The following is a 23,249-nucleotide window of genomic DNA, read 5'->3' on the forward strand; positions in this document are numbered from 1 at the left end:
CCCGTTACAACAGGGCGCACGATTGTCCAGCCGCGCTGATCAGTCAGCGTTGCGGAACAGATTGACGAGATCCGTCATCTCTGGATTGGCCGCCAGATACTTTTCGTAGACGGGCACCATCGCTTCCTGGAACGCCGATTTGTCGGCGATCTCGTTCACTTCGACGCCACCGTCCATGATGATCTTCATCGACGCCGCCTCGCGTTCGCCCCAGAGTTTGCGCTGCAGATCGGTGGAGTTTTTACCGGCGGTTTTCACGATTTCCTGCTGTTCTGGTGTCAGACCGTCAAAGGTCTTTTTGCTCATGCACAGACATTCGGGAATGATCAGGTGCTGGGTCAACGAATAGTATTTCGCAACCTCGAAGTGGCTGGTGGATTCATAAGAGGGCGGGTTGTTCTCTGCCCCGTCCACAACGCCGGTCTTGATCGACTGGTAGACTTCCGCAAAGGCCATCGGGGTGGCGTTGCCGCCCATGGATTCGATCATGCCGACGAACAGGTCGTTGTTCATCACGCGCACTTTCATGCCTTGGACGTCTTCGGGCGTATTGATCGGCTTGACCGAGTTATAGAAAGACCGCGCGCCGGCGTCATAGTAGCCAAGCGGGACGATCCCCTTTTCCTCTAGCGCTTCGCCCAATGCGGCCCCCGGTTCGCCGTCCATCAGCTCATACATCTGGGGCACGCTTTTGAAGACGAAGGGCAAGGACACGACGTTGGTCGCAGGCACGGCCTGCCCCATCGGCCCAAGGCTGAAGACGCCAAAATCCATGATCCCGAGACGCAGCTGTTCAATCGCATCGGGCTGCGAGCCCAGAACGCCAGCGTGGAACACCTTGCCCTTGATCTCGCCCCCTGTCTTTTCGGTAACCTCTTCCATGAAGGCTTCCATACCGTGCGATACAGGGTAATCCTCGACGTGGATATTCCAGCCGCGCCAGTCTTTTGCCTGCGCCGTTACCGGCATGACAGCCAGCGTCGATGCCGCGGCAATCGCGAAGGCACCACGGGTGATAATTTTATTCAGTTTCATATTTGTTTCCTCCCAAAGACAAATTATTGCAAAAGTGATCACATGACTTACAAATATTTACAAGTACTATTTTTCGAGTTTTAATGGGGACGCGCCTGACCCTGTCGTTTTGATCTTCATTGCACCGACCCGAAAATTTAGAATTTAAAAGGGCTTAAGGTCTGCGAAGAGACAAGTAAGGCGACGGAAATTTCGCCCCTGCTGCACGGGCGGGCCAACACATAGGAAGAGATAGATACATGACAAATTCGCATTCCAACCAGATAACCAAACTGCAGGCGGGCACCGCCTTCCCCCTGTTCGAGGTGCCTAAATTCGGTGGCGGCACCATGACGGTGGGCGGCGCGACCGACGGCTGGACGCTGCTCATCGTATACCGTGGCAAGCATTGCGGACGCTGCAAGACCTACCTGGGCAAGCTGGAACACAACTATGCAAAGTGGGAAGACGCGGGTTTTGCAGTGAAATGCGTCTCGGCCGACCCGCTGGAGAAAGTCAGCGATGATGTCGCGCGCTTCGGGTGGACCTTCGACATCGGCTACGACCTGCAAGAGAGTGACATTCGCGCCATGGGGCTTTACGTCAGCGACCCTCTGTCTTCGCAGGAAACCGACCGTCGCTTTGCAGAGCCCGGTATTTTCTGCCTGCGCCCCGACGGCACGACGCAGATCATAGCCATTTCTAACGGTCCGGCGGCGCGCCCCGATCTGGATGAACTTCTCGACGGGATGATATTCACGATCAACAACGACAAACCTGTCCGCGGGAACGCCTAAACCCGACCTGAGCCTACCAACCGCAAGACAGCCAAGAGGAGCACCCCCAATACAACACAACGGCTCCCGCTAGGCGACAGACCCGAGTTCTGCCAAACCGCTGGATACAGCGGGCCTACGCGAACGGGCACCGATCCAGCGGGGCCCCCAAACTTTATCGAAAGTTATTTTGTCACGCGGGAATAAACCGCACCCCCCGGACGTCACTTGGTCATAGAGCCTTTGCCCACGATGCAGAGCAAAGGCCCGGAACCACGGGAGGAAGACATGAAAGTCATTGAAAACGTTAAGCGTCGGCATTTTTTGATCGGATCGGCCGGCACGATGGCAGCCGTCGCGGTCGGGGCACCGGCTTTGGCACAATCAGGCGGAGAGCCGTTGCCGGATTACGTCGCCTGGAAAGACGCCGAGGACATGATCGTCCATTCCAAGCAGACGCTCGAGACGAAACGCGCCGCACAGGGGTCAGAGCTGATCACCCCCACAACCGAACTTTACATCCGCAACAACTTGCCCGCCCCCTCGGACAAGATCGTTGCCGACCGCGATGCCTGGGAGGTCGAGATCGACGGTGTTGCAAACCCCGGCAAGATGACCGTCGGTGCGTTGAAAACGCTTGGCGTCGAAACGGTCGTGTGCGTGCTGCAATGCTCGGGCAACGGGCGCGCTTTCTTCGATCACGAGACGAGCGGGTCGCAGTGGTCTGTCGGGGCGGCGGGCAATGTTGTGTGGACAGGCGTCCCCGTGCGCGCCGTTATTGACGCAATGGGCGGCGCCGATGCCGATGCCGTCTACCTGACCGGCACCGGCGGAGAGGATATTCCCCAAGGGCTGCCGCCTGAATCGATCCAGGTTGAACGCTCTGTCCCGAAGGCTGCGATGGATCGCGCGATCCTCGCGTGGGAGATGAACGGCGAACCCGTGCCGCTCGCGCACGGTGGCCCCCTGCGGCTGATTATCCCGGGCTACTACGGCGTCAACAATATCAAGTATCTCAAACGGTTGGCCCTGACGGTCGAGGAATCGCCCAATAAGATCCAGCAGACCGGCTACCGCGTCCGCCCTGTCGGCGAAAAAGGTGATCCCTCGCAACCCTCCATGTACGAGATGTCGGTGAAATCGTGGATCACCGGGCCGCTGGTGGATGCCGCGACGGGCAAGGTGCAGATCCACGGCGTCGCAATGGGCGGTGTCAGCGGGCTGGAGAAAGTCGAAGTGTCCACAGACGGCGGGCAGAATTGGGCCGATGCGCAGTTTCTGGGCCCTGACCTTGGCCCCTACGCGTGGCGACCCTTTGTGCTGATCACCGATCTGACGGAAGGCACTCATATGCTGGCCAGCCGGGCAACCAATGCCGCAGGCGACGCCCAACCAGAGAACTTTCCGCCAAACGAACGCGGTTATGGCAACAACGGATGGCGGGCACATGCCGTCGACGTGACTGTCAGCTGATACCATAGACCGGCGGCCTTGGCCGTCGGTCCGACCCTTACCCGGAGACATTGAAATGACCCCATCCCTGACGCCGCGCCTTGGCGGTGCCCTTTTCCTTGCGCTGATCGGCAGCGCAGCAGCAGCCGACGCCTCTCTTGACGCCGGGCGCGCCCTTTTCAACGAGACAGCGCAGCCGCAATGTGCCCTTTGTCACAGCTTGAAAGACGCAGGTGCCGAAGGCGAGATCGGCCCGAACCTTGATGACTTCAAGCCCACCGTCGAACAGGTCCGCGCCGCCGTGACAAGCGGGATCGGCATTATGCCCGGCTTTGCCGAAACGCTGACCGACGCAGAGATCGAAACGCTATCGACCTATGTGGCGACGGTCGCGGGCGGATCTGACGCCGCGGCCAACAGCGACGCCAGCGCGCCGACCGAGGACGCCGCCGCAGCAGAGCCCGAAATGCCCGGTGCCGAGATTCTGGCACAAGGCGACCCCGCCGCGGGCGAGAAAGTATTCAGGAAGTGCAAAGCCTGTCACACGGTCGAAGAAGATGGCCCAAGCCGCGTCGGGCCAAATCTGTACGGGATCGTCGGGGCCTCTGTCGCGGCGGTGGACGGGTTCCGCTATTCCGGCGCGCTGACCGACCATGGCGGCGACTGGACACCCGACCGGCTTGCGACTTTCCTTGCCAACCCCCGCAAGGCCGTGCCCGGCACCAAGATGAGCTTTGCCGGGCTGCGCAAGCCGGAAGATCAAGCCGATGTGATCGCCTATCTCGCCAGTTTGTCAGACGCCGACTGACCTAACCGACGCAAGGCCGCGCCGAACGAACCGTCTTTGAAAGTGCTGCCATCACGCTTTCAGAGGCGCGTTCGCGCGTTTCGAGCTTGAGATAGCGGGCAATGGCATCGAACCGGGTGCGGTCCATCCCTGTCGCGACGATAATATGGTGCTGTTGGTCCCGTGAGCCCCAGCTCGCGATCTGCTTTTCTGACGTGCTCTTACCCTCTGGCAGTGCAAACCCGCCGCGAAGGTAGGTCAGACGACATCCATTCTGGCCCGCATAATGCATGATATCGCCCTTTTCTGCCACGCGGGACGCGACGGCTGTCAGGTTCGCGCCCTCAAGATCCGGCACACCTGCCAAACCACCCCCCGCCACGGGGCGCAGATCGCCAGAGCCTAGATCATAGGTCTGTGCTGCAAGTTCGGTGTGAATGTCGAAAGCCGTAGGGGAGGCGACGAAGCCAGACCCGAACACCATCGCCGAAGCCACCGCTGCGGCGACAGCGCCGCCCCAAAGCCAACGGCGCGGGTGCCGGTTGCTGTTTGCGGCCCTCGTTCGCGGCGTAGCGTCTGGATCGTCCAACACCGGACGCATCAACGCCAAACCGCGCGAAACGCGCCGCACATCCTCAAGCGCCGCAGCCAGCGCGGGTTCGGCTGCCAACCGCGTCTCCAAGGCACGCATTTCCGACGCGTTCAGCGCGCCATCATGGTAGGCGTTGACCTGTTCCCAGTCTTTGTCGTTCAGCTCGCTCATGTCTTCCGCGTCACTTCCTGTTTTGCCGTTCCAGCCCCATCGACCATGTCCAGCAACGCCCGACGCGCGCGGCTGATCCGGCTCATCACTGTGCCGTTTGGCACATCCATCACTTTCGCCGCCTCGGCGTATTTCAGGCCCATAATGTCCACGAGGCACAGCACCTCGCGGGTCTCGGGCGGCAGCTTCTCGAACGCCAGCCGGATCAATACATCCCGCGCGGTATCTGGTCCGCCTGCTTCATCAGATAGACGTTTCTCCTCCGCCGAATATTCACGGCGCACGCGCCTTTTTCTCAGCTCGTCATAATGCAGGTTGCGAATGACGCGGAACATCCACGGGCGCAATTCCTCCAGCAGCTCGGGTCTGCGATCAGACCGCAACCCCCGCTCCACCGCGTCCTGCACCAGATCCTCTGCCGCGTCGCGCGACTGACAGATGGCCGTGGCATAGGCCCTCAACTCAGGCAAAAGAATCTCGATAAGGGTACGCTGCGCCATATCAATCCGTACCGCGTTTTCAGGCCGGATCAAAGCCAACACAGACCGCTGTCGGATTTCTTCGTGCAGTGTCTGGCGTAGGGATTGCGTCGAGAATATCCGTGATGCTTGCCGGAAAAATCGCGGCGCACGCGGCTGAATCTGAAACGGTATTCAGGTGGCTTCACCGGCAGGGTTTAAGCGTTCGCCATTATTTAACATAACGTTGATTAAAAATTTCTAACTCCCAAACAAACGTCCCACCCGTATCAACCTGACAAGCATCGAAACCCACAAAGCAAAAAAAACCGCAGCATTTCCGCCGCGGTTTCTTCATCTAACATCTGGCCCTATTCAGGCGATGGCTGCCTTGATCTGGTCGGCGAGCGACATGGGATCAAAGGGTTTGCTGATCACCTCTGTCGCGCCGATGCCGCGCAGTTCTTCCAGCTCGTTCGGTTGGGCACGGGCGGTCATGAAGATCGCGGGCACATTTGCGAAATCCGGATTCTCGCGCAGTTTCTCAAGCGTTTGACGGCCGGTCATGCCGGGCATCATCATATCCAGCAAAAACACGTCGGGGATATAGTCCAGCGTCTTTTCAAGCGCCTGTTCGCCGCAGTCGCATTGCTCCACCACGAAATCACCCGACAGTTCGAGTGACATTTTGGCGATTTCGCGAATATCGGCGTCGTCTTCTACGTGAAGCAATTTAATCATACGGGACTCTTATCCAACGTTCTCTAGTCTTTCAAAATCATTCTCTGGCCCAGAATGGCGCGTTTTGACAGGTAAAGTGAAGGTGAAAGTTGTCCCCCGCCCTTCTTTACTGACAAAATCGATCGTACCACCCAAACCTTCAACAATTGCTTTACAGATGCTCAGCCCCAAACCGGTACCGCCTTTGGTCGCCCGATCGGAATTCGCCATATCAGCAAACCGTTGAAAGATCTTATGCTGGTCTTCGGGCGCAATGCCCATACCCTCATCGCGTACAGACACACATACGTTTTCAGGGGTTTTATCGACGCAGATCTCCACCGTGCCGCCCGGTTTGGAAAACTTCGCAGCATTCGACATCAAGTTGGTTAAAACTTGAATGATACGGTTGGCGTCAGTCTCGATATAGGTGGGCGTATCCACCCCGTGGCATTTGATCTGCAAGCCGAACCGCTGATGCGCGGTCGCATTGGCGCGCAGGGATTCGGCCACCAGTTCTGACAGGTCGGCGGTTTCCACTTCGAAATCCAGACGCCCGGAGGAGATCTTCTCCATATCCAGAATATCGTTGATGATCAGCACCAGACGATCGGCATTGCGATGCGCGATCTCCAGCAGGCCTTCGGCCTTGGGCGGCAGCTGGCCCGCGGCTTTCGACAACAGCAGCCCCATCGACCCTTTGATCGAGGTCAAGGGCGACCGAAGTTCGTGGCTGACCATAGAGATAAAATCCGCCTGCAAACGTTCTTGTTCAAGCCGTTCGGTGACGTCGTGCAGCATGATCAGCAGACGCCCGTCGACTGTCCCCTTGTTGAGCCACTTGATCGACCCTTCAAAGTTCGTGCCCGATATCGTTGCGCTGAACGTCATATAGGTGTCGCCGATATCCATCATCCGTAGACAGGCGTCGAGCACATCCTCGCAGCCGCGCTCGGCCGCCATATCGCGCACCGTTTGCCCGTTCTTGGGCCGCGTCGACCAGCCGAACCGCGCCTTGGCAGCAAGGTTCATATAGCGCAGTTCAAGGTTGTCTTCGGACACGATCCAAATGTCGTCGCGCAGCTCGTGCAAGGTCATCGCCGTGTCGCGCCGCGCGATCAGCTTGGTGGTAGAGGTGATGTCCGTCCGCGCCGAGATCGACCCGATCCAGCGGCCATTCGCATCCAGCAACGGGGTCACTGTCGTCTGTGTCACGCAGTTTGACCCGTCACGATTGCGCAGCGTCGTTTCACCCTGCCAGCTTTTGCCCTGCCGCAGCAGATCGCGGATTTCAGTGGCGGTGGTTCTATTGTCCTTGGAATACAGCATCGCGACCGGTTTGCCGATCAGCTCTTTGCGGGTATAGCCGGTTGCCTCGAGCAACAGATCGTTCACCTCGACCAGCAGGTTATCGGTGTCGACCACGTTTACCATCGTGTGCATCTTTAGAACACGCAGCTGTTGGGCAACGCTGTCATCAACCGTCGCACGCGCCGGCGTGGCCCGCACGTTCGCGGCGATCAGCGGCACCAGACTGGCAATGGCGATGGCCCCGATAACCGGAACGGTTTGCGCCGGTGCGCCCGACAGCAGCGCCGAGGTCGCGGCGTACCACCCCCCAGCCAAGGCCGATCCGGCGACGAAACCGGTGGCAATATGGCGCTTCTTTCCGTTCCAAGACATATCGCGTCCTTACTTACAAAAAGAAGGCACCATCCCTAGCCAAGCACCCTCTCCATCCCTTGCGCCATCATAGACAAAAGTATCTAGACATTTTTAAGGCGATTTTTAGTAACTTTATAAACAACCATAAGGAGATCAACTCGCTCTTTGTGTCGGACCTACAATACTTTCGATAATGTGGTTCAGGTCGGTCTGAGACTTCACCAGATGGGTGCCCACCCGACTATCCTTCTCGCGCGCAGCGTCAGAAGGTCAGCCCGACCACCCGCGCCGTTGGCTGAAGCTCAGCGATATCGTCCAGGACGGCAGCGGCGTCGCCATCTGGCACGGTCCAGTCAAGGATGATCACGTCCAGCGGCCCCGCGCTCAGCGCATCGTGGACCTCGTTCAGCCGCGTGACGTTATGCACATCGGCAAAGGGTCTCAACCCTTCGCGCAGCACCTCTGCAAATTCTTCGTCATCCTCAAGGTGCAACACCCTAAGATTGTCCTTCGTGCCGTCGATCACTTCGAACGTGCGGGCATCGGGCAGCACGTCATACCCTTCGGCATCGGTGGCCAGCGGGCAGGTGAACCAGAAAATCGTGGTCCCGCTCGGCTTGCTTTCAAAGCCGATGTTGCCGCCCTGACGCCAAACGATCTGTCGCGTGATATTCAGCCCAAGGCCCGTCCCGCCCTTGGCCCGCGTGTCCGATCCATCGGCCTGAGAGAACGCCTGAAAAATCCGGTTCTTGAAATTCTCGGGCACACCGGGGCCAAAGTTCTGAACGTAAACAATCGCCATGTCGCCAATGGTCTCGGCCTTGATCGTGACGTCGGTGCCTTCGGACGAATATTTGCACGCATTCGACATCAGGTTCGCCAGCACCTGCATCATCCGTGACCAATCGGCGGTCACATTGATGTCGGTGTCGGGCAGATCCATCACCAGTTTGGTGTTATGGGTGACGGCAAAGGGCATCATCTCTTGCACGGCCGAAGAGATGACCTCGTTCAGGCTCATCGGGCTGAGGTCAAACTCGATCTTGCCCGACGATATCTTTTCGAGGTCGAGAATATCGTTCACGATGGTGGTCAGACGGTCGGCGTTGTTGCGCGCGATCTCGATCAGGCGCAGCGCCGAGGCAGGCATGGTGTCACGCGCCGACATCTCGATCAGGCCAAGCGCCCCCTTGATAGAGGTCAGCGGCGTGCGCAATTCATGGCTGACCGTGGAGACAAATTCATTCTTGATCTCGTCGATCTTCTTTTGGTCGGTGATATCGTTGACCTGCGCGATAAAGACATAAGCTCCTTCGTTTTTGTCGAAGGTCCAGGTGATGTTGAACAGCCCCCACCGCTGGCCGCCGTCCTTGTGCAGGATCGGATGTTCGCCGCGGTAAACCTCGTTCGACCCGCTTTCGGTGAACTTGGTCACGATATCACGCATCAGCTTCACATCTTCCTCGGGGATGATCTGCGCAAGGTTGAACCGGTCGGTCATTACCTTTTGCGAATATCCCGTCAGCTCGCACATGGCGTTGTTCACGCTGGTGAACTGTCCGTTGCTGTTCAGGGTCGCCATGCCAACGGGGGCCGCATCCAGCACGGTGCGGAAACGCTTCTCGCTTGCCTCAAGCGCGTTGCGGGCGTGACGCAGCCCGGTGATGTCGCTTTGCGTCCCGACCATCCGTATCGCCGACCCGTCGTCGGCGCGGTCCACGACCACGGCATCCGACCGCATCCAGCGCCAGCTTTCGCCGAACTGCATCCGGTATTCGGTCCGCGACCGTTCTGCCTTGCCGGTGATACAGTGCTGATCCGCCTCGATCAGACGGGGCAGATCGTCGGGGTGGATACGGCTCAGGAACTCTTCCTGCGTATCCTCGACCTCCGGACCGACCTCCATGATCTTGCGCCACGTCGGCGAGACCACCGATGTGCCCGACATCAGGTCGATCTCGAACACGCCAATCTCTGACCCCGCGAGGGCATGGTCATAGCGCTCCTTGATCCCGGCCAGTTCCCCGACGGCCCCGACCTCGACCGACACATCCCGCACAATGGCGGTGATGCGTTTGACGCCATTCAGCGTCTCCCATTCGTTATAATGTAGATCGAGATGCAGCGTGGATCCGTCATGTTTGGTGCCCGTGGCGTTATAGCCTGCCTCTGCGGGCAGCCACCCCGCCTCTTTCACGAATTTCTTCAGGGGCAACCCGCCCATCCCGTCTTCCTGCTTGTCGAAAATCTCGAGCGCGGCGTGGTTGGCAAACAGGATCTCGCGGCGTTCATCCAGAATGAAGATGCCCACGACACTGTTCTCGATGATCGACCGGTTTTCCTCTTCGCGGGCGCTGATCTGCTGTTCGCGCAGCGCGGCCACCTCGGCCAGAGAATCCCCGCGTTGGCGAATAGCGCGCAGCACCACGATCAGCATCGCGGTCAGAGCAATCCCTGCGATCAGCGCAAGCAGCGGCGTGCCACCGGGGAACAACGCCTCGAACAAAGGGGTGCTTTCATATTGGACGGTCCAGGTCCGCCCGAAGAATTCGGTGGCATAGGCCACACTATACTTACCCGCCGCATGTTCGTGATCCTGACTAGCATAGATCAGAGCCTCGGGGTCGGTCGTGTCGCCGTCATAGACGTGGAAATCATACACATTGTTCTGGTTCGGCGTCAGATCCTGCAACAGGTTGCGGCCGATGAACGGCGCATAGACCCAGCCGCGAAACGTCCCCTCGCGCGGGCCGGAGGCATAGAACAGCGGGCGCAGCAGCAAGAACCCCGGTTCCTTCATCGCGTCCTGCACCAGCAGGATGCGCGGTGTCAGCTGCGGGGTGTTGGTTTCGCGCGCCCGATCCGCCGCCTCGCGCCGCCCTTTTTCAAAGCTGATATCCAGCCCGACGGCTTCCTTGTTGGGCAGCACCGGCGCGATATATTTGATCACATATTTCTGGTCATGGTTCGTTTCCGGCCTGATCTCGAACCCCGGCGTCCCATTGGCACGCATATCGGCGACGAAAGCATCTTCGTCCACCTTGGCCACGGGTTCGACAAACCCGATGCCGTTGATGCCGGGCAGATAGTTTTCGAAATCCAGACTTTCGACAAAGGTCTCGAAATCGTCGTATTCGATATTCTCCGACGATTGCATCATCCCTGCGGCGCCGTTCAGACTTTGCAGATAGATGTTCATCCGACGATCCAGCGCCTGAAGCCCGTCTTCGGTGATGCGGGTGAATTCGGCCTTGGCCGCGGCGCGGTTCATTCGCGCGCCTTCAGCGTAGATCCCGAAGGTCACGAGAAGGCAGACAACGACCAAAATCAAATCTAAGCGCTTGAACAAAACTATACTCTCACATTTCGCAAAACTGAAAAGCGCCTAATCGATGAAAGCCACCCGCTGATCATGTTACCGGCATCCCTCACTTATAAGTAGCACCGGTTTCCCTGCCAACGTTAATTATTACTTGCGCACAGGATTAAGACAGAAACCTCAACAGAATCTAAAGGCGCCCCAACTCAGGGTTGCTGATCATACGGGATGCACAATCATAGCACGGAAGTCGTTGACGTTCGTCAGCGTCGGTCCCGTCACCACCTGACAGCCGATCCGACCAAAGAAACCGTGGGCGTCATTTACCGCTAACGCCGATTCTGCGTCGGCGCGCGCGGCCCCCGCCCGCGCCAAAGTGTCGGGTCCGATGATCGCCCCCGCCACTTCTGCCGCGCCGTCGACGCCGTCGGTATCGCAGGCCAACCCCCAGATACCGGCCGCCCCGTTCAGCGCCAGCATCAGCGCCAAGGCATATTCCGCATTCGGTCCGCCAACGCCATTCCCGCGCCGCGTGACCGTCAGCTCGCCGCCCGACAGGATTACAATCGGCGCATCGCCGGAATGTAGACGCGCCTGTTCTTGCAGGGCCAAGGCGGCATGGGCGCGGGCGACCTCGCGGGCCTCGCCCTCTAGGTCATTGCCCAGACGGATCACACGAAACCCCTCTGCCTCGGCCAAAGCCTGTGCCGCATCCAGCGATTGCTTGGGGGCCGCATAAATCCGGTTCATCACACGCGACAGCCGCGCATCATCCGGCGGCACGACCTGCGACCCCGCAGCGAGCGCCCGCGTGACCGAGGCCGGAACCGCCACGCCCCACTGCGTCAAGATCGCCTGCGCATCGCGCGAGGTGGAGGCATCGCCCACCGTGGGGCCCGACCCGATCATCGCCATATCATCCCCCGGCACATCCGAGATCATCAACGTGTGCATCGCCGCCGGATAGGCCGCCGCCGCCAACTGCCCGCCCTTGACCTGCGACAGATGCTTGCGCACCACATTCATCTGCGTGATCGGCGCGCCAGAGGCCAGCAGCCCCGCGTTCACCGCCTGTTTCTCGGCCAGCGTAATCTCCCCCAAGGGGGCGGTCAGCAGCGCCGACGCCCCGCCCGAGATCAGCGCCAGCACAAAGTCCTCCTCGCCCAAGCCCTGCACCAGCTCTAGCATCCGCGCGGTTGCGGCCTGTCCGGCGGCATCGGGCACGGGGTGGGCGGCCTCGACAATCTCGATCCCCTGACAGGGGCGGGCGTATCCATAGCGGGTGATCACCAAACCGTCGCAGGGGCCCCAAGCCGCCTCGACCGCCTCGGCCATGCGCGCGCTGGCCTTGCCTGCACCGATCACCACCACACGCCCCGCCGGTTTCGGCGGCAGATGCGCGGCCAGCGATTGCATCGGATCGGCCACGGCGACCGCGCGGTCGAACAAGCGGCGTAAAGTCGTCTCCGGCGCGGTGTGCATGGCGATCCCTATCCCGTCATCAAAAAAGCCGCCCCCGAAGGGACGGCCTGTTTTACACTCACGCGGTCTGATCGAACAGCCTTTTGCGTGCCGCGGCGTATTCTGTCGCCATCCGCTCGACCACCTCGGCGGCGGGGCGCACATCCTTGACCGCGCCGATGCCCTGACCGGCTCCCCAGATCTCTTTCCAGCTTTTGGGCTTCTCGCGATCGGCACCGAAGTTCATGTTCGACGGATCGGACCGTTCAAGGTTGTTCGGGTCCATGCCCTGCGCCTCGATCGAGGCTTTCAGATAGTTGCCCCAAACGCCGGTGAACAAGTCGGAATACACAATATCCGAAGCCCCCGAATCCGCGATCATCTGCTTGTAGCGTGCGTCGGCATTCGCCTCTTGCGTGGCGATAAACGCCGACCCGGCATAGCCGCCATCCGCGCCCATGGCCTGCGCCGCAAGAATGCTGTCGCCCTTGGCAATCGCCCCCGACAGGAACAGCGGCCCGTTGAACCATTCGCGGATTTCCTGGATCAGCGCCAGCGGCGACAAGGCACCGGCGTGCCCCCCTGCCCCTGCGGCCACGGCGATCAGACCATCGGCACCTTTTTCAATCGCCTTATGGGCAAAGCGGTTGTTGATGATGTCGTGCAAGACAACACCGCCCGCGCCATGCGCCGCATCGTTCAGCCATTCCTGCGCCCCAAGCGACGTGATCCACAGCGGCACCTCGTGCTTGACGCAAATCTCTACGTCCCGTTCAAGCCGCGCATTGGATTTATGCACGATCTGGTTCACCGCATAGGGGGCGGCGGGATTGTCGGGGTTCGCTTGGTTGTGACGGTCCAGCTCTTCCTTGATGCGCGTCAACCAGCGGTCCAGCTCAATCGGCTCCCCTTCCGCTTCGCGTGCGTTCAGCGCTGGAAAGCTGCCCACGATACCGGCCTTGCACTGTGCAATCACCAGATCAGGGTTCGAGATAATGAACAGCGGGCTGCCAATCAGCGGGATACGCAAATTGTCGAAAAGGGCGGGTAGCGTCATCTTGTTCCTCCGGGACGTATTATTTTCCTGCAACTTGTCAGGATGTGCGCGCTTTGGAAATGACGAACGTTGCGTCCGTCACTCCCTTCTTGTGATCGGGACTACAGCGCCTCGATGATGGTGACATTGGCGATGCCGCCGCCTTCGCACATGGTTTGCAACCCGTATCTTTGGCCGCGCGCATGCAGGCTGTGCACCAGCGTCGTCATCAGCCGCGCACCAGAGGCCCCCAGAGGATGCCCAAGTGCTATCGCGCCGCCATTCACATTCAACTTGGCCGGATCGGCCCCGGTGTGTTTCGCCCAGGCCATCGGGATCGGCGCAAAGGCTTCGTTGACCTCGAACAGATCGATGTCGTCGATCTTCATACCGGCCCGCTCCAGCGCGCGGTCGGTGGCGGGCAGCGGTTCCTCCAGCATGATCACCGGATCGCCTGCGGTCACCGTCAGGTTCACGATCCGCGCCTTCGGGGTCAGCTTGTATTTCTTGAGCGCGGCTTCGGACACGACCAATACGCCCGCCGCCCCATCGCAAATCTGCGACGCGTTCGCGGCAGAGATCATGCCGTCCGGATCAAGCAGTTTAACAGAGGAAATCCCGTCAAGCGTCGCATCATCGCGGATGCCTTCGTCGCGGGTGTGCATCCCGCCGTCGATGGCCAGCGGAATGATCTCTGCGTCAAAGGCCCCACCATCCCGCGCAGCGGTGGCGCGGCGGTGGCTTTCCAGCGCATAGGCGTCCAGTTCGGCGCGGGTGAACCCGTGCTTTTGTGCGACCATTTCCGCGCCGATGAACTGGCTGAAATTCTTGGTGCCGTAGCGCGCCTCGATCCGGTCGCTGAACGGGCCCTCGCCCAACCCCGCCTTGGCATAAAGCGATACATTCGACCCCATCGGCACCCGTGTCATGCTTTCGACACCCATCGCGACAACCACATCCTGCGTGCCCGACATCACGGCCTGTGCCGCGAATTGCACCGCCTGTTGCGAGCTGCCGCATTGCCGGTCGATGGTGACCGCAGGCACCGATTGCGGCAGGTTCGACGCCAGCACACAGTTGCGCCCGAAGGCAAAGGATTGCTCTCCGCCCTGGCTGACGCAACCGACGATCACGTCATCAATCACCGCGCCCTCGATCCCGGACCGCGCCACCAGCGCATTCAACACCTCGGCCCCCAGATTGGCAGGGTGCCAGTCGCGCAGCGCGCCGCCACGGCGCCCCCCTGCGGTGCGGGCTGTCTCTACGATATAGGCATGTGCCATAACGCTTTCCCCTCTATTCAGTCTCTATTTCGGTGCCATGCGGATCGCGCCATCAAGGCGGATCGTTTCACCGTTCAGCATCGGGTTGTCGATAATCGCCCCGACCATCTTGGCGTATTCCGACGGATCGCCCAAACGGCTGGGGAAAGGCACCTGCGCGCCGAGCAAATCCTGTGCCTCCTGCGGCAGCCCCTCCAGCAGCGGTGTGAGGAACAGCCCCGGTGCAATCGTCATCACCCGGATGCCATAGCGCGCCAGCTCGCGGGCGACGGGCAAGGTCATGCCTACGATCCCGCCCTTCGACGCCGCATAGGCCGCCTGCCCGATCTGGCCATCAAACGCCGCGACCGATGCCGTGTTGATAATCACGCCGCGTTCTTCGCCCACGGGCTCTGCCTTGTGCAAGGCGGCGGCGAATTTCGACAACACGTTGAACGACCCCAGCAGGTTCACATTCACGACATTGGTAAAGCTTGCCAAGGGCAGCGCCGCGCCGTCACGATCCACGACCTTGGCAGGTGGGCCGATGCCCGCGCAGTTTACCAGAATACGCGCCTTGCCGTGCAGCCCTTCGGCCTCTGCGATCGCGGCCTCTACCGCGCTTTCGTCGGTGACATCAACGCGCAGGAACTTGCCCCCGATGGCGGTGGCTTTTTCCTCGCCCAGTTCAGCGTTCATATCAAAGATGGTGACCTTGGCCCCGGCCTGCGCCAGAAACGCTGCCGTGGCCCCGCCCAATCCCGAAGCGCCACCGGTGACGATGGCGGCCTGTCCGTTCAATTGCATGGTATCCTCCCCTTCCCTGCTGACGCAGGGGCAACAGTTTAATTACGGGGAATGTCGCCTGCGGTTTCGCGGATTACAATGGCAAAGCGTGGGCCCCCCCGTTCAGCCGATCCGGTTCAGGCGGTGATCACGACCTCGGACACGTCACTATCTACGGCCTGCAATGCGGCCAGAACGCGGGGGATCAGATGGGTCTGTACATAGGCCCCGTGAAAACGGCTGGGGGCCTGAAGCGTGACACGCCCCCCTGCCCGATCCTGCCGCGTCAGATTATGCAGCCAACTGCCATAGACACCGGCATCTTCGGCATGGAGCACGGCCTGCGCCAACGCCCATTCGCTGCCCCCTTCGACAGGCGGTGTCGGGGCGGTGCCACGCACGGGCAAAGGCACCACCCGCGTCGGCTCCGGCGCGCCCTGCATGCGCAGATCAAAGTCCGGGCCGACCTGCGGCCATTGCGGGCGCGTCTTTTCAAGGATCGCATCAAGATCGAGCCCGTATTCCGTCACCCGTCCGCGCGCGCCCTGACGTTTGACCACCAGCCAGCCACAGCCGCGCAGCTTTGCCATCTCGCGTTTGACGGTGCGTTCATCGACGGACCAAAGCTGCGCGATCTCGCGCTGACCCACGGCCAGTTCATTGCGCGCCCAGTTGTAGCGCGCCGTTACAAGTGTAATGAAGCGCAGCACCAGACGGTGATCATGTTTCCCGCCGGCAAGGGCATAGGCCCCCAAGGCGGTGATGATATCATACTTGCGCGCGGCGGCGTCACGCCCCACGGGTTTCGGTGAAAGCATAGCTGCTCCGATCTGGCACGGTGTGAATGTGCAGCCTCAGTTCGATCTCTTGATGGATCCTCGGGGCGTAGACAACGTCTTTTCCGCCTCTTCCCTGATTTGCGTCCGGAAACCCAATTCTGTCAAGGATTGGTTTTGCACCGACCCTCTTTCTTCCCCATTCAAATTTGAAAGTTGAGGTATCATTGGTATAGGGGGTCATCCAGAGCGTCCCCTATTACAGCGTTTTTGTCCCCCAATATGTCGCGGGGCCGATCCTGCTGTCCCCCTATATTTCCGCCCCGGAGCTATAGCGCCGCGCCTATCGACCGAATCGCGCCGAGGCCCTGTGGTATAAGGGATATTGAAAACCTGTTTATAGAATAAATGTCTTTCCATAAGATGCAAATTCAGCGTAAATCCAAATTGAGTAGTAATTAGCGTTCTCTTTCGGGTTTTCCGGTGCCGCCACAGCGTGCGGGGCGGCGGTTCCCCGCGGGGAACGGGTAGGGAAAAGGACAGCTTATGTTTACCTATGCGGACCTGGCAAAGCTTCAGGCGCAGTCGCTCAAGATGCAGGGGCACATCCGGCATCAGACCTATTCGCCCGAGATGGAAAAGACCCTGCGCCGGTTCTCGAGCTGGGAAGTGGCGGAGCTGATCTTCAAGACCAACCCGTCGACCCTGCGCGGCCGGCTGGCCGCTGATCCGTCCCTGCCCGAGGGGCAAGTGGAAGAGGAAGGCCGCCAGCGCTGGTATTCGCTGGAAGAGATCAACGAGCTGCGGCGCAAGCTGAAGATCAAGAACCGGTCGCTGATGCCGCCGCGCCCTGCGGGCAAGCGGGCGGTGCGTGCCGCGATTGCCAATTTCAAGGGCGGCGCGGGCAAGTCCACCGTCGCACTGCATTTCGCCCATGCGGCCGCGCTTGACGGCTACCGCGTGCTGGCCGTGGATTTCGATCCGCAGGCCACGCTCAGCCATTCGATGGGGCTGTCGGATGTCTCGGAAGAGGTCACCGTCTGGGGCATCATGGCCCGCGACCTGATCCGCGAGACAGAGCGGATGAACGCGGTGCAAGGCGGCGCGGAAAGCGGGGCCACCCTGCCCCAACGCAAACTGCCTGCCTCTGTCACCGGCATGGGGCTCAGCGAATTGCGCGCCACCGATTTCATCAAGCCGACCAGCTGGCCCACGATCGACCTGATCCCCAGCTGTGCCAATGCCGCCTTCGTTGAATTTGCCAGCGCGCAGTACCGGCACCTGAACCCCGAATGGTCGTTCTTTGCCGCCGTGTCCCGTTATCTTGATACGATCCCGCCGGACGCCTACGACCTGATCATCTTCGACTGCCCTCCCGCCATTGGCTACCAGTCGATGAACGCGGTCTTTGCGGCGGATGTTTTGTATATTCCGTCCGGCCCCGGCTATTGGGAGTATGACAGCACCACCAGCTTCATCGGCCAGCTCTCGGAAGCGCTTGAGGACCTGGGCCGCTTCCGCGGGCGGCTGCCGTCGGGCACCGATCCCGTCAAGGCCTTTGCTGACATCAAGTTTCTATTGACCCGTTTCGAGCCTAATAACGATCTGCACCGTGCGATGCAGTCAGCATTTAATCAGGTCTTTAAGCCACATGTAGCAGAGCACCCGATTGAAATGACCCGCGCGGTTGAACAGTCAGGCCGGTTCCTGTCGTCGATCTACGAGATGGACTACCGCCAGATGACCCGCGAGACCTGGCGCCGCGCGCGGGCCTCCTTTGATCGGGCCTATGATGAATTCCGTGCCACGCTTGTCGATGCGTGGGATAAACTGGAGGATGAATAATGGTTAAGAAACGCTCTGTTTTCGATATCAACTTCGATCTGGATGAAGAGGAAGACGCGGGGTTCCCCGCGGGGAACGCACCTGCCGAATCGCCCGTTGTGAAAGAGTACAACATTCAGGGCCATCCGTTGCAGAACTCTGATCCTGTGCCCAACCCCCCTGCCCCGTCGCGACGCGGCCCGATGGCGAGCGCGATCTCGGAAACGCTTGAAGCCACTTCCGAGCGCGCCAGCGCAGAGGCCGCCATTCGCGCGGAAAACGACGCGCTGGCGCATGAGCATGTGCGGCTGAAACGGCTGGGGTTGATCACAGACCTGATCCAGACATCGGACGTGCATACCGACAAGCTCACCCGCGACCGGTCGGCCAATGTCGACCCCGAACTGGCCGAGCTGAAACAGTCGATCCAGTCCGTCGGCCTTTCCAACCCCATTCGGGTGGAGCAGACGGATAACGGGTATGAGCTTATTCAAGGCTTCCGCCGGCTCACCGCCTTCCGCGAGCTTGCGGCCGAAACTGGCGACCCGCGCTATTCCCGCATCCCCGCCGCGCTGGTTCCCCGCGGGGAACCCCTTGCGGATCTATACCGCAAGATGGTGGACGAGAACCTTGTGCGCAAAGATCTGTCCTTTGGCGAGATGGCGCGGCTGGCCCTGTCCTATGCGCAGGATTCGGGCGTCGAGGTGAGTGACGCGGTTGGCACGCTTTATGCCTCTGCGCTGAAACAGAAGAAGACCTATATCCGGCAGTTCGCTCGTGTCCTTGCCGATCTGGACGGCGCGCTGCGCTACCCCGAGGCGATCCCGCGGGCGCTTGGGCTGGATGTCTATCGGTTCCTTGATGCGCAGGCGGGCAATGCGATGGCGCTGAAAAAGGCGTTGATCAAACAGCCTGAACGGGATGCCGATGCCGAACTTGCAATTCTGCGGGCAGGGATCACGGCAAAGAAAGCCGCACCAAAACCTGCGGGGCGAAGCTCTGCCAAAACCTCCTTGCGGCTTGGGTTGCCACAGGGGGAGATGCGGGTGATCGCGTCGGACGGGAAGGTAGAGATGCGCTTGCCGCGCGATTTCTCGGCCGTCAGCAAGGCGCGATTACAGCGCGGGATCGAGGCGTTCCTTGCAGCGCTGGATCAGAAAGACTGAAACTCGAAGGGGGCAGGGCGGATCGCCTTGCCCCTTCTTCTTTGCGCCGGGTCGGGCCTAATGGGCGAGATAGGCCCACATATACGCGCCAACCATCGCCGCCTTGCCCGAATCCTCAACCTCTCCTATACTCCTGCCCTATACGCATAGTGCGAGAGGGTGCCATGGGCCGTGTCAAAGTGAATCTTACATTGGATGCCAGCGTCGCCGAAACGGCGCGCGCGCTTGGGCTGAACATGTCGCGGTTGGCCGAGGCCGCGATTTCGGACGCCGCCAAGGCAGAACGCAACCGCCGCTGGCGGATCGAGAACCAGCAGGCGCTGGATGCCTATGCGCAAGAGGTAGAGGCCGAGGGCCTGCCGCTTGAACGCTTCCGCAGTTTCTAGGTCGCGTTATGGCGCAGTTTGATGTGTACCGGCTTGCGGGCGGGCAGCTTGTGGTGGATCTGCAAACCGACCTGATTGGCATCGACGCCTCGCGCGTGACGGCACCGCTGCGCGAGGCGGGGCGGTACGCTGCCTTTCCCGGTCTGACGCCGCAGGTAGAGGTCGACGGCACCGCATGGATCGTGCGGGTGCAAGAGCTGGCCGCCGTGCCCGGCACCGCGCTGCGCGACAAGGTGACCTCGCTTGAGGCAGAGCGCGATGCGTTGAAGCGGGCCTTGGATATCCTGATCGACGGGCTGTGATTGTGCCCGCGGCTTACGGTTCCCCGCGGGGAACCTCGCCCACATCTTTCGGCACCTGATACCCTTTGATCACCGCGTCGCGGGCGCGCAGTGCTTTGTACCAGCGCAACACATTGGGGAATTGCGTCAGGTCCACCCGCTGCCATTCATAGCGCGCGACCCAGGGCCAACAGGCCATATCCGCAATCGAATAGTCACCGCAGATGAAGTCCTGCCCCTTGAGCTGTTTGTCGAGCACGCCATAAAGCCGCTGGACCTCTGTCGCATAGCGGGTTTCGGCGTAGGGGGCTTTGCCCGGGTTGAACTGCAAGAAGTGATGCGCCTGTCCGGCCATCGGACCCAAGCCGCCCATCTGCCACATCAACCATTCATGCACCTTGGCACGTCCGATCGCATCGCTCGGCAGGAATTTCCCATATTTATCAGCGAGATACCACATGATCGCGCCGGATTCCATCAGGCAGAGGCCATTGTCGTGGTCCTTGATCGCGGGGATCTTGTTATTGGGGCTGATTTTCAGGAAGTCGGGCGCGAATTGGTCGTCCTTGGTGATGTCGATGGGGTGGGTGGTATAGGGCACGCCCAACTCCTCCAGCAGGATAGAGACCTTGCGGCCGTTCGGGGTGGTCCAGGTATAGAGGTCGATCATTGCGGCGTCCTTCGGCTTGCGTCAGGGGGGAAAACGGGTTGCTATACCCTTGGTATAAATCAGCTTGCGCGGATCACAAAGGCGCAGATCGGGGGGATGATGGAGAGGAAGATTGCACTGGTTACCGGCGGGGGCAGCGGCGTCGGGCGCGCCTGCGCCGCAGCGCTGGCAGAGGCGGGGTTTACGCTGGTGCTGACGGGGCGCCGGATGGCCCCGCTAGAGGAGGCCCGCGCCGCGTTGGCGGGGGAGGGGCATCTGACGATCACCGCCGATGTCGGGGTTGAGGCAGATGTGCTGGCGCTGTTTGACCAGATCGAGGCGCAGTTCGGGCGGTTGGACCTGCTGTTCAACAATGCGGGCGTCAACGCCCCCGCGGTCGAGATTGACGACCTGTCGCTGGACGACTGGAACGCCATTGTGGCCGCGAACCTCACAGGGTCGTTTCTATGCGCGCGCGCGGCCTTCGGGTTGATGAAACGGCAGTCGCCCAAGGGTGGGCGGATCATCAACAACGGGTCGATCTCTGCCCATGTGCCGCGCCCGTTCTCGGCACCCTACACGGCGACGAAACATGCGGTGACAGGGCTGACGCGGTCGCTGTCGCTGGACGGGCGGGCGCATGACATCGCTTGTGGTCAGATCGACATCGGCAATGCCGCCAGCGAGATGACAGAGCAGATGGCCCAAGGTGTGCTGCAACCGGACGGGTCACGTCGGGCAGAGCCGCGCATGGATGTAGAGGATGTGGGCCGCACGCTGGTCTATATGGCAAGCCTGCCACCCGGCTCAAACGCCATGTTCGTGACGGTGATGGCGACCAAGATGCCCTTTATCGGGCGCGGCTAGGGGAGGGGCCCCGCCCGCGAGAAATTAGCGGGCGGGGTGTCGGTATGTGTCTCTAATCGGCGGTTCAGAGTCTACTTCTTTGCCGCATCGCGCAGTTTCGTAATCGTGGTGCGGGTAGAGATCTGTTCGGGGTTGGTGACCAGTTCGATCAAGGCCGGGCGACCGCTGGCGCGGGCACGCTCAAAGGCGGCGGCGAAGTCGGCGGTTTTGGTCACGCGCTCCGCATGCGCGCCGTAGCCCTCGGCCATTTTGCAGAAGTCCTGATTGATCAGCGTGGTGCCCGAAATGCGTTCGGGGTGGTCGCGTTCCTGATGCATGCGGATGGTGCCATAGATGCCGTTGTTGAACAGCAGCACGATCGGCGTTGCCCCGTATTGCGCGGCGGTGGCGAGCTCTTGCCCGCTCATCATGAAGCCGCCATCGCCGACGAAAGACAGCACCAGCTGATCCTTATGCGCCAGCGCCGCAGAGACGCCCGCCGGAACGGAATACCCCATCGCGCCACAGGTCGACCCTACGATGCGCCCCGGGCGGCCAAAACGCAGATAGCGTTGCGCCCAGCCGGTGTGGTTGCCAGCGTCCAGCGTCACGATTGTATCTTGCGGCAGGCTGTCGCGGATCTGGCAAAGGGCGACGCCCATGTCGAGCTCCCATTCCGCGCCATTGGGGCTGTCGGTGTCGGTCAGGTAATCGCCATGCAGCTTTGCGCACCAATCCTGCCAATCGTCAGCGCGGCCCAGATCAACGTCACCAAGCGCCGATGCCGCAGCGGCGGGGGAGGCGGCAAGGCCGAGGTCGGGGGAATAGACGCGGCCGATCTCGTCCGCGTCAGGGTGCAGGTGCACCAGACGGGTATCGGGGTTGGGCGATTGCAGCGTGGTGTAGGTCTTGGTCGTCATCTCGCCCAAGCGGGCCCCGATGACGACCAGCAGGTCGGCCTCTTTCTGGTGGGCAAAAAGCGTCGGCGCGGTGGAGGTGCCGAAATCGCCCGCAAAGACGGGCGACAGGTTGTGCACGATATCCTGTCGCCGGAAGGAGGTGGCGACAGGGATGTTGTTGGTCTCGGCAAAGCGGGTGATCGCGGCGGCGGCATCCTCGGTCCAGCCGGAGCCGCCAAGCAGCATCAGCGGGCGTTTGGCCTGTGCGATCTCGTCCTTCAGCGCGTCTACATTTGCCGTGGAAAGCTGAGCCTGCGTGGCGGTATAGGGCCGCGCATCGGCGACTTCGACGATATCGGTCAGCATGTCCTCGGGCAGGGCGATGACCACGGGACCGGGCCGGCCAGAGGTGGCGACGCGGAAGGCGCGGGCCATATACTCAGGCACGCGCGACGCATCATCGATCTGGGTCGCCCATTTGGCGATGGGGCCGAACATGGCGCGGTAGTCGACTTCCTGAAAAGCTTCGCGGTCGGTGGTGTCGCGGGCGATCTGGCCCACCAGCAGGATCATCGGCGTGCTATCCTGTTGCGCGATATGCACGCCAATGGCGGCGTGGCAGGCACCGGGGCCGCGGGTGACCATGCAGATGCCGGGGGTGCCGTGCAGCTTGCCGTAGGTTTCGGCCATATTCGCCGCACCGGCTTCGTGGCGGGCGTTGATCAGCGTGAACCGGTCTTGCACGTCATGCAGCGCGTCCAGCACCTCGAGGTAGCTTTCACCGGGCACGCAATAGGCGGTGTCGGCCCCGTGGATCAAAAGCTGGTCCACAAGGACCTGTCCGCCGGTCCGGCGTTTGAGGGGGGCGTTCTGGGTCATTGGTCGGGCTCCGTCCATGTCATCTGGTATTTTCGATTGCCGAA

Annotated in this window: 21 protein-coding genes; 8 read left to right on the forward strand and 13 right to left on the reverse strand. The window is 60.9% G+C overall.

Annotation, left to right across the window (positions count from 1 at the left end; all coding sequences use genetic code 11):
• Positions 1 to 39: 39 nt before the first annotated feature.
• The gene (locus SJY36_RS18300) at positions 40 to 1,035 is read right to left on the reverse strand and encodes a TRAP transporter substrate-binding protein (protein ID WP_005848957.1); all 996 of its coding nucleotides are present in this window, start codon (positions 1,033 to 1,035) and stop codon (positions 40 to 42) included.
• A 239-nt stretch (positions 1,036 to 1,274) separates the two neighbouring features.
• On the opposite strand from SJY36_RS18300, the gene SJY36_RS18305 reads away from it, so the two are divergent.
• From SJY36_RS18305 to SJY36_RS18315, 3 genes are all read left to right on the forward strand, one after another.
• A complete protein-coding gene (locus SJY36_RS18305) occupies positions 1,275 to 1,811 on the forward strand; it encodes a peroxiredoxin family protein (protein ID WP_386176803.1) in 537 nt (178 codons plus the stop codon).
• A 267-nt stretch (positions 1,812 to 2,078) separates the two neighbouring features.
• Positions 2,079 to 3,263 carry a sulfite oxidase gene (locus SJY36_RS18310; RefSeq protein ID WP_005848960.1) on the forward strand — a complete coding sequence of 395 codons (1,185 nt, stop codon included), beginning with the start codon at positions 2,079 to 2,081 and terminating at the stop codon, positions 3,261 to 3,263.
• A 55-nt stretch (positions 3,264 to 3,318) separates the two neighbouring features.
• Positions 3,319 to 4,050 (forward strand): c-type cytochrome, encoded by a 732-nt coding sequence (locus SJY36_RS18315; protein ID WP_386176804.1) that lies wholly within the window; start codon positions 3,319 to 3,321, stop codon positions 4,048 to 4,050.
• 1 nt (position 4,051) lies between these two features.
• Here the strand turns inward: SJY36_RS18315 and SJY36_RS18320 are convergent, their stop codons facing one another.
• The 10 genes from SJY36_RS18320 to SJY36_RS18365 all read right to left on the reverse strand — a co-directional run bounded on the left by SJY36_RS18320 (position 4,052) and on the right by SJY36_RS18365 (position 16,317).
• Positions 4,052 to 4,792 (reverse strand): hypothetical protein, encoded by a 741-nt coding sequence (locus tag SJY36_RS18320; protein ID WP_386176805.1) that lies wholly within the window; start codon positions 4,790 to 4,792, stop codon positions 4,052 to 4,054.
• On the reverse strand, positions 4,789 to 5,325 hold the full coding sequence (locus SJY36_RS18325; RefSeq protein ID WP_386176806.1) for an RNA polymerase sigma factor: 537 nt from the start codon (positions 5,323 to 5,325) through the stop codon (positions 4,789 to 4,791). The genes SJY36_RS18320 and SJY36_RS18325 overlap by 4 nt, the downstream gene beginning before the upstream one ends.
• Before the next feature lie 300 nt (positions 5,326 to 5,625).
• Positions 5,626 to 5,991, reverse strand: a complete 366-nt coding sequence (locus SJY36_RS18330) for a response regulator (protein WP_005848967.1) — start codon at positions 5,989 to 5,991, stop codon at positions 5,626 to 5,628.
• A 9-nt stretch (positions 5,992 to 6,000) separates the two neighbouring features.
• The gene (locus tag SJY36_RS18335; RefSeq protein WP_386176807.1) at positions 6,001 to 7,653 is read right to left on the reverse strand and encodes an ATP-binding protein; all 1,653 of its coding nucleotides are present in this window, start codon (positions 7,651 to 7,653) and stop codon (positions 6,001 to 6,003) included.
• A 244-nt stretch (positions 7,654 to 7,897) separates the two neighbouring features.
• On the reverse strand, positions 7,898 to 10,906 hold the full coding sequence (locus tag SJY36_RS18340) for a CHASE domain-containing protein (RefSeq protein WP_386176808.1): 3,009 nt from the start codon (positions 10,904 to 10,906) through the stop codon (positions 7,898 to 7,900).
• 267 nt (positions 10,907 to 11,173) lie between these two features.
• Positions 11,174 to 12,436 (reverse strand): glycerate kinase, encoded by a 1,263-nt coding sequence (locus SJY36_RS18345; RefSeq protein WP_386176809.1) that lies wholly within the window; start codon positions 12,434 to 12,436, stop codon positions 11,174 to 11,176.
• Between the two features lie 58 nt (positions 12,437 to 12,494).
• Complete coding sequence (locus tag SJY36_RS18350; RefSeq protein ID WP_005848974.1) at positions 12,495 to 13,472, reverse strand: nitronate monooxygenase family protein; 978 nt, start codon at positions 13,470 to 13,472, stop codon at positions 12,495 to 12,497.
• Positions 13,473 to 13,573: 101 nt separating this feature from the next.
• Positions 13,574 to 14,734 (reverse strand): acetyl-CoA C-acetyltransferase, encoded by a 1,161-nt coding sequence (locus tag SJY36_RS18355; protein WP_386176810.1) that lies wholly within the window; start codon positions 14,732 to 14,734, stop codon positions 13,574 to 13,576.
• A gap of 24 nt (positions 14,735 to 14,758) precedes the next feature.
• A complete protein-coding gene (locus tag SJY36_RS18360) occupies positions 14,759 to 15,520 on the reverse strand; it encodes an SDR family NAD(P)-dependent oxidoreductase (RefSeq protein ID WP_386176811.1) in 762 nt (253 codons plus the stop codon).
• 116 nt (positions 15,521 to 15,636) lie between these two features.
• Positions 15,637 to 16,317: a DnaA N-terminal domain-containing protein gene (locus tag SJY36_RS18365; protein ID WP_005848978.1), complete on the reverse strand. Its 681-nt coding sequence runs from the start codon at positions 16,315 to 16,317 to the stop codon at positions 15,637 to 15,639.
• 504 nt (positions 16,318 to 16,821) lie between these two features.
• Between SJY36_RS18365 and SJY36_RS18370 the strand changes: the two genes are divergently transcribed.
• From SJY36_RS18370 to SJY36_RS18385, 4 genes are all read left to right on the forward strand, one after another.
• On the forward strand, positions 16,822 to 18,120 hold the full coding sequence (locus SJY36_RS18370; protein WP_005848979.1) for an AAA family ATPase: 1,299 nt from the start codon (positions 16,822 to 16,824) through the stop codon (positions 18,118 to 18,120).
• Positions 18,120 to 19,265, forward strand: a complete 1,146-nt coding sequence (locus tag SJY36_RS18375; RefSeq protein WP_386176812.1) for a ParB/RepB/Spo0J family partition protein — start codon at positions 18,120 to 18,122, stop codon at positions 19,263 to 19,265. Before SJY36_RS18370 ends, SJY36_RS18375 begins: the two co-directional genes overlap by 1 nt.
• Before the next feature lie 164 nt (positions 19,266 to 19,429).
• Positions 19,430 to 19,651, forward strand: coding sequence for a type II toxin-antitoxin system CcdA family antitoxin (locus SJY36_RS18380; RefSeq protein ID WP_039911359.1), 222 nt, complete (start codon positions 19,430 to 19,432; stop codon positions 19,649 to 19,651).
• A gap of 8 nt (positions 19,652 to 19,659) precedes the next feature.
• The gene (locus SJY36_RS18385; RefSeq protein ID WP_386176813.1) at positions 19,660 to 19,953 is read left to right on the forward strand and encodes a CcdB family protein; all 294 of its coding nucleotides are present in this window, start codon (positions 19,660 to 19,662) and stop codon (positions 19,951 to 19,953) included.
• 13 nt (positions 19,954 to 19,966) lie between these two features.
• Here the strand turns inward: SJY36_RS18385 and SJY36_RS18390 are convergent, their stop codons facing one another.
• A complete protein-coding gene (locus SJY36_RS18390; RefSeq protein WP_386176814.1) occupies positions 19,967 to 20,602 on the reverse strand; it encodes a glutathione S-transferase family protein in 636 nt (211 codons plus the stop codon).
• Between the two features lie 96 nt (positions 20,603 to 20,698).
• On the opposite strand from SJY36_RS18390, the gene SJY36_RS18395 reads away from it, so the two are divergent.
• Positions 20,699 to 21,448 (forward strand): SDR family oxidoreductase, encoded by a 750-nt coding sequence (locus SJY36_RS18395; RefSeq protein WP_386176815.1) that lies wholly within the window; start codon positions 20,699 to 20,701, stop codon positions 21,446 to 21,448.
• A 71-nt stretch (positions 21,449 to 21,519) separates the two neighbouring features.
• Here the strand turns inward: SJY36_RS18395 and SJY36_RS18400 are convergent, their stop codons facing one another.
• Complete coding sequence (locus SJY36_RS18400; protein WP_386176816.1) at positions 21,520 to 23,205, reverse strand: thiamine pyrophosphate-binding protein; 1,686 nt, start codon at positions 23,203 to 23,205, stop codon at positions 21,520 to 21,522.
• Positions 23,206 to 23,249 lie beyond the last annotated feature (44 nt).

The organism is Sulfitobacter sp. R86518, assembly GCF_042466275.1.
GTDB lineage: Bacteria > Pseudomonadota > Alphaproteobacteria > Rhodobacterales > Rhodobacteraceae > Sulfitobacter > Sulfitobacter pontiacus.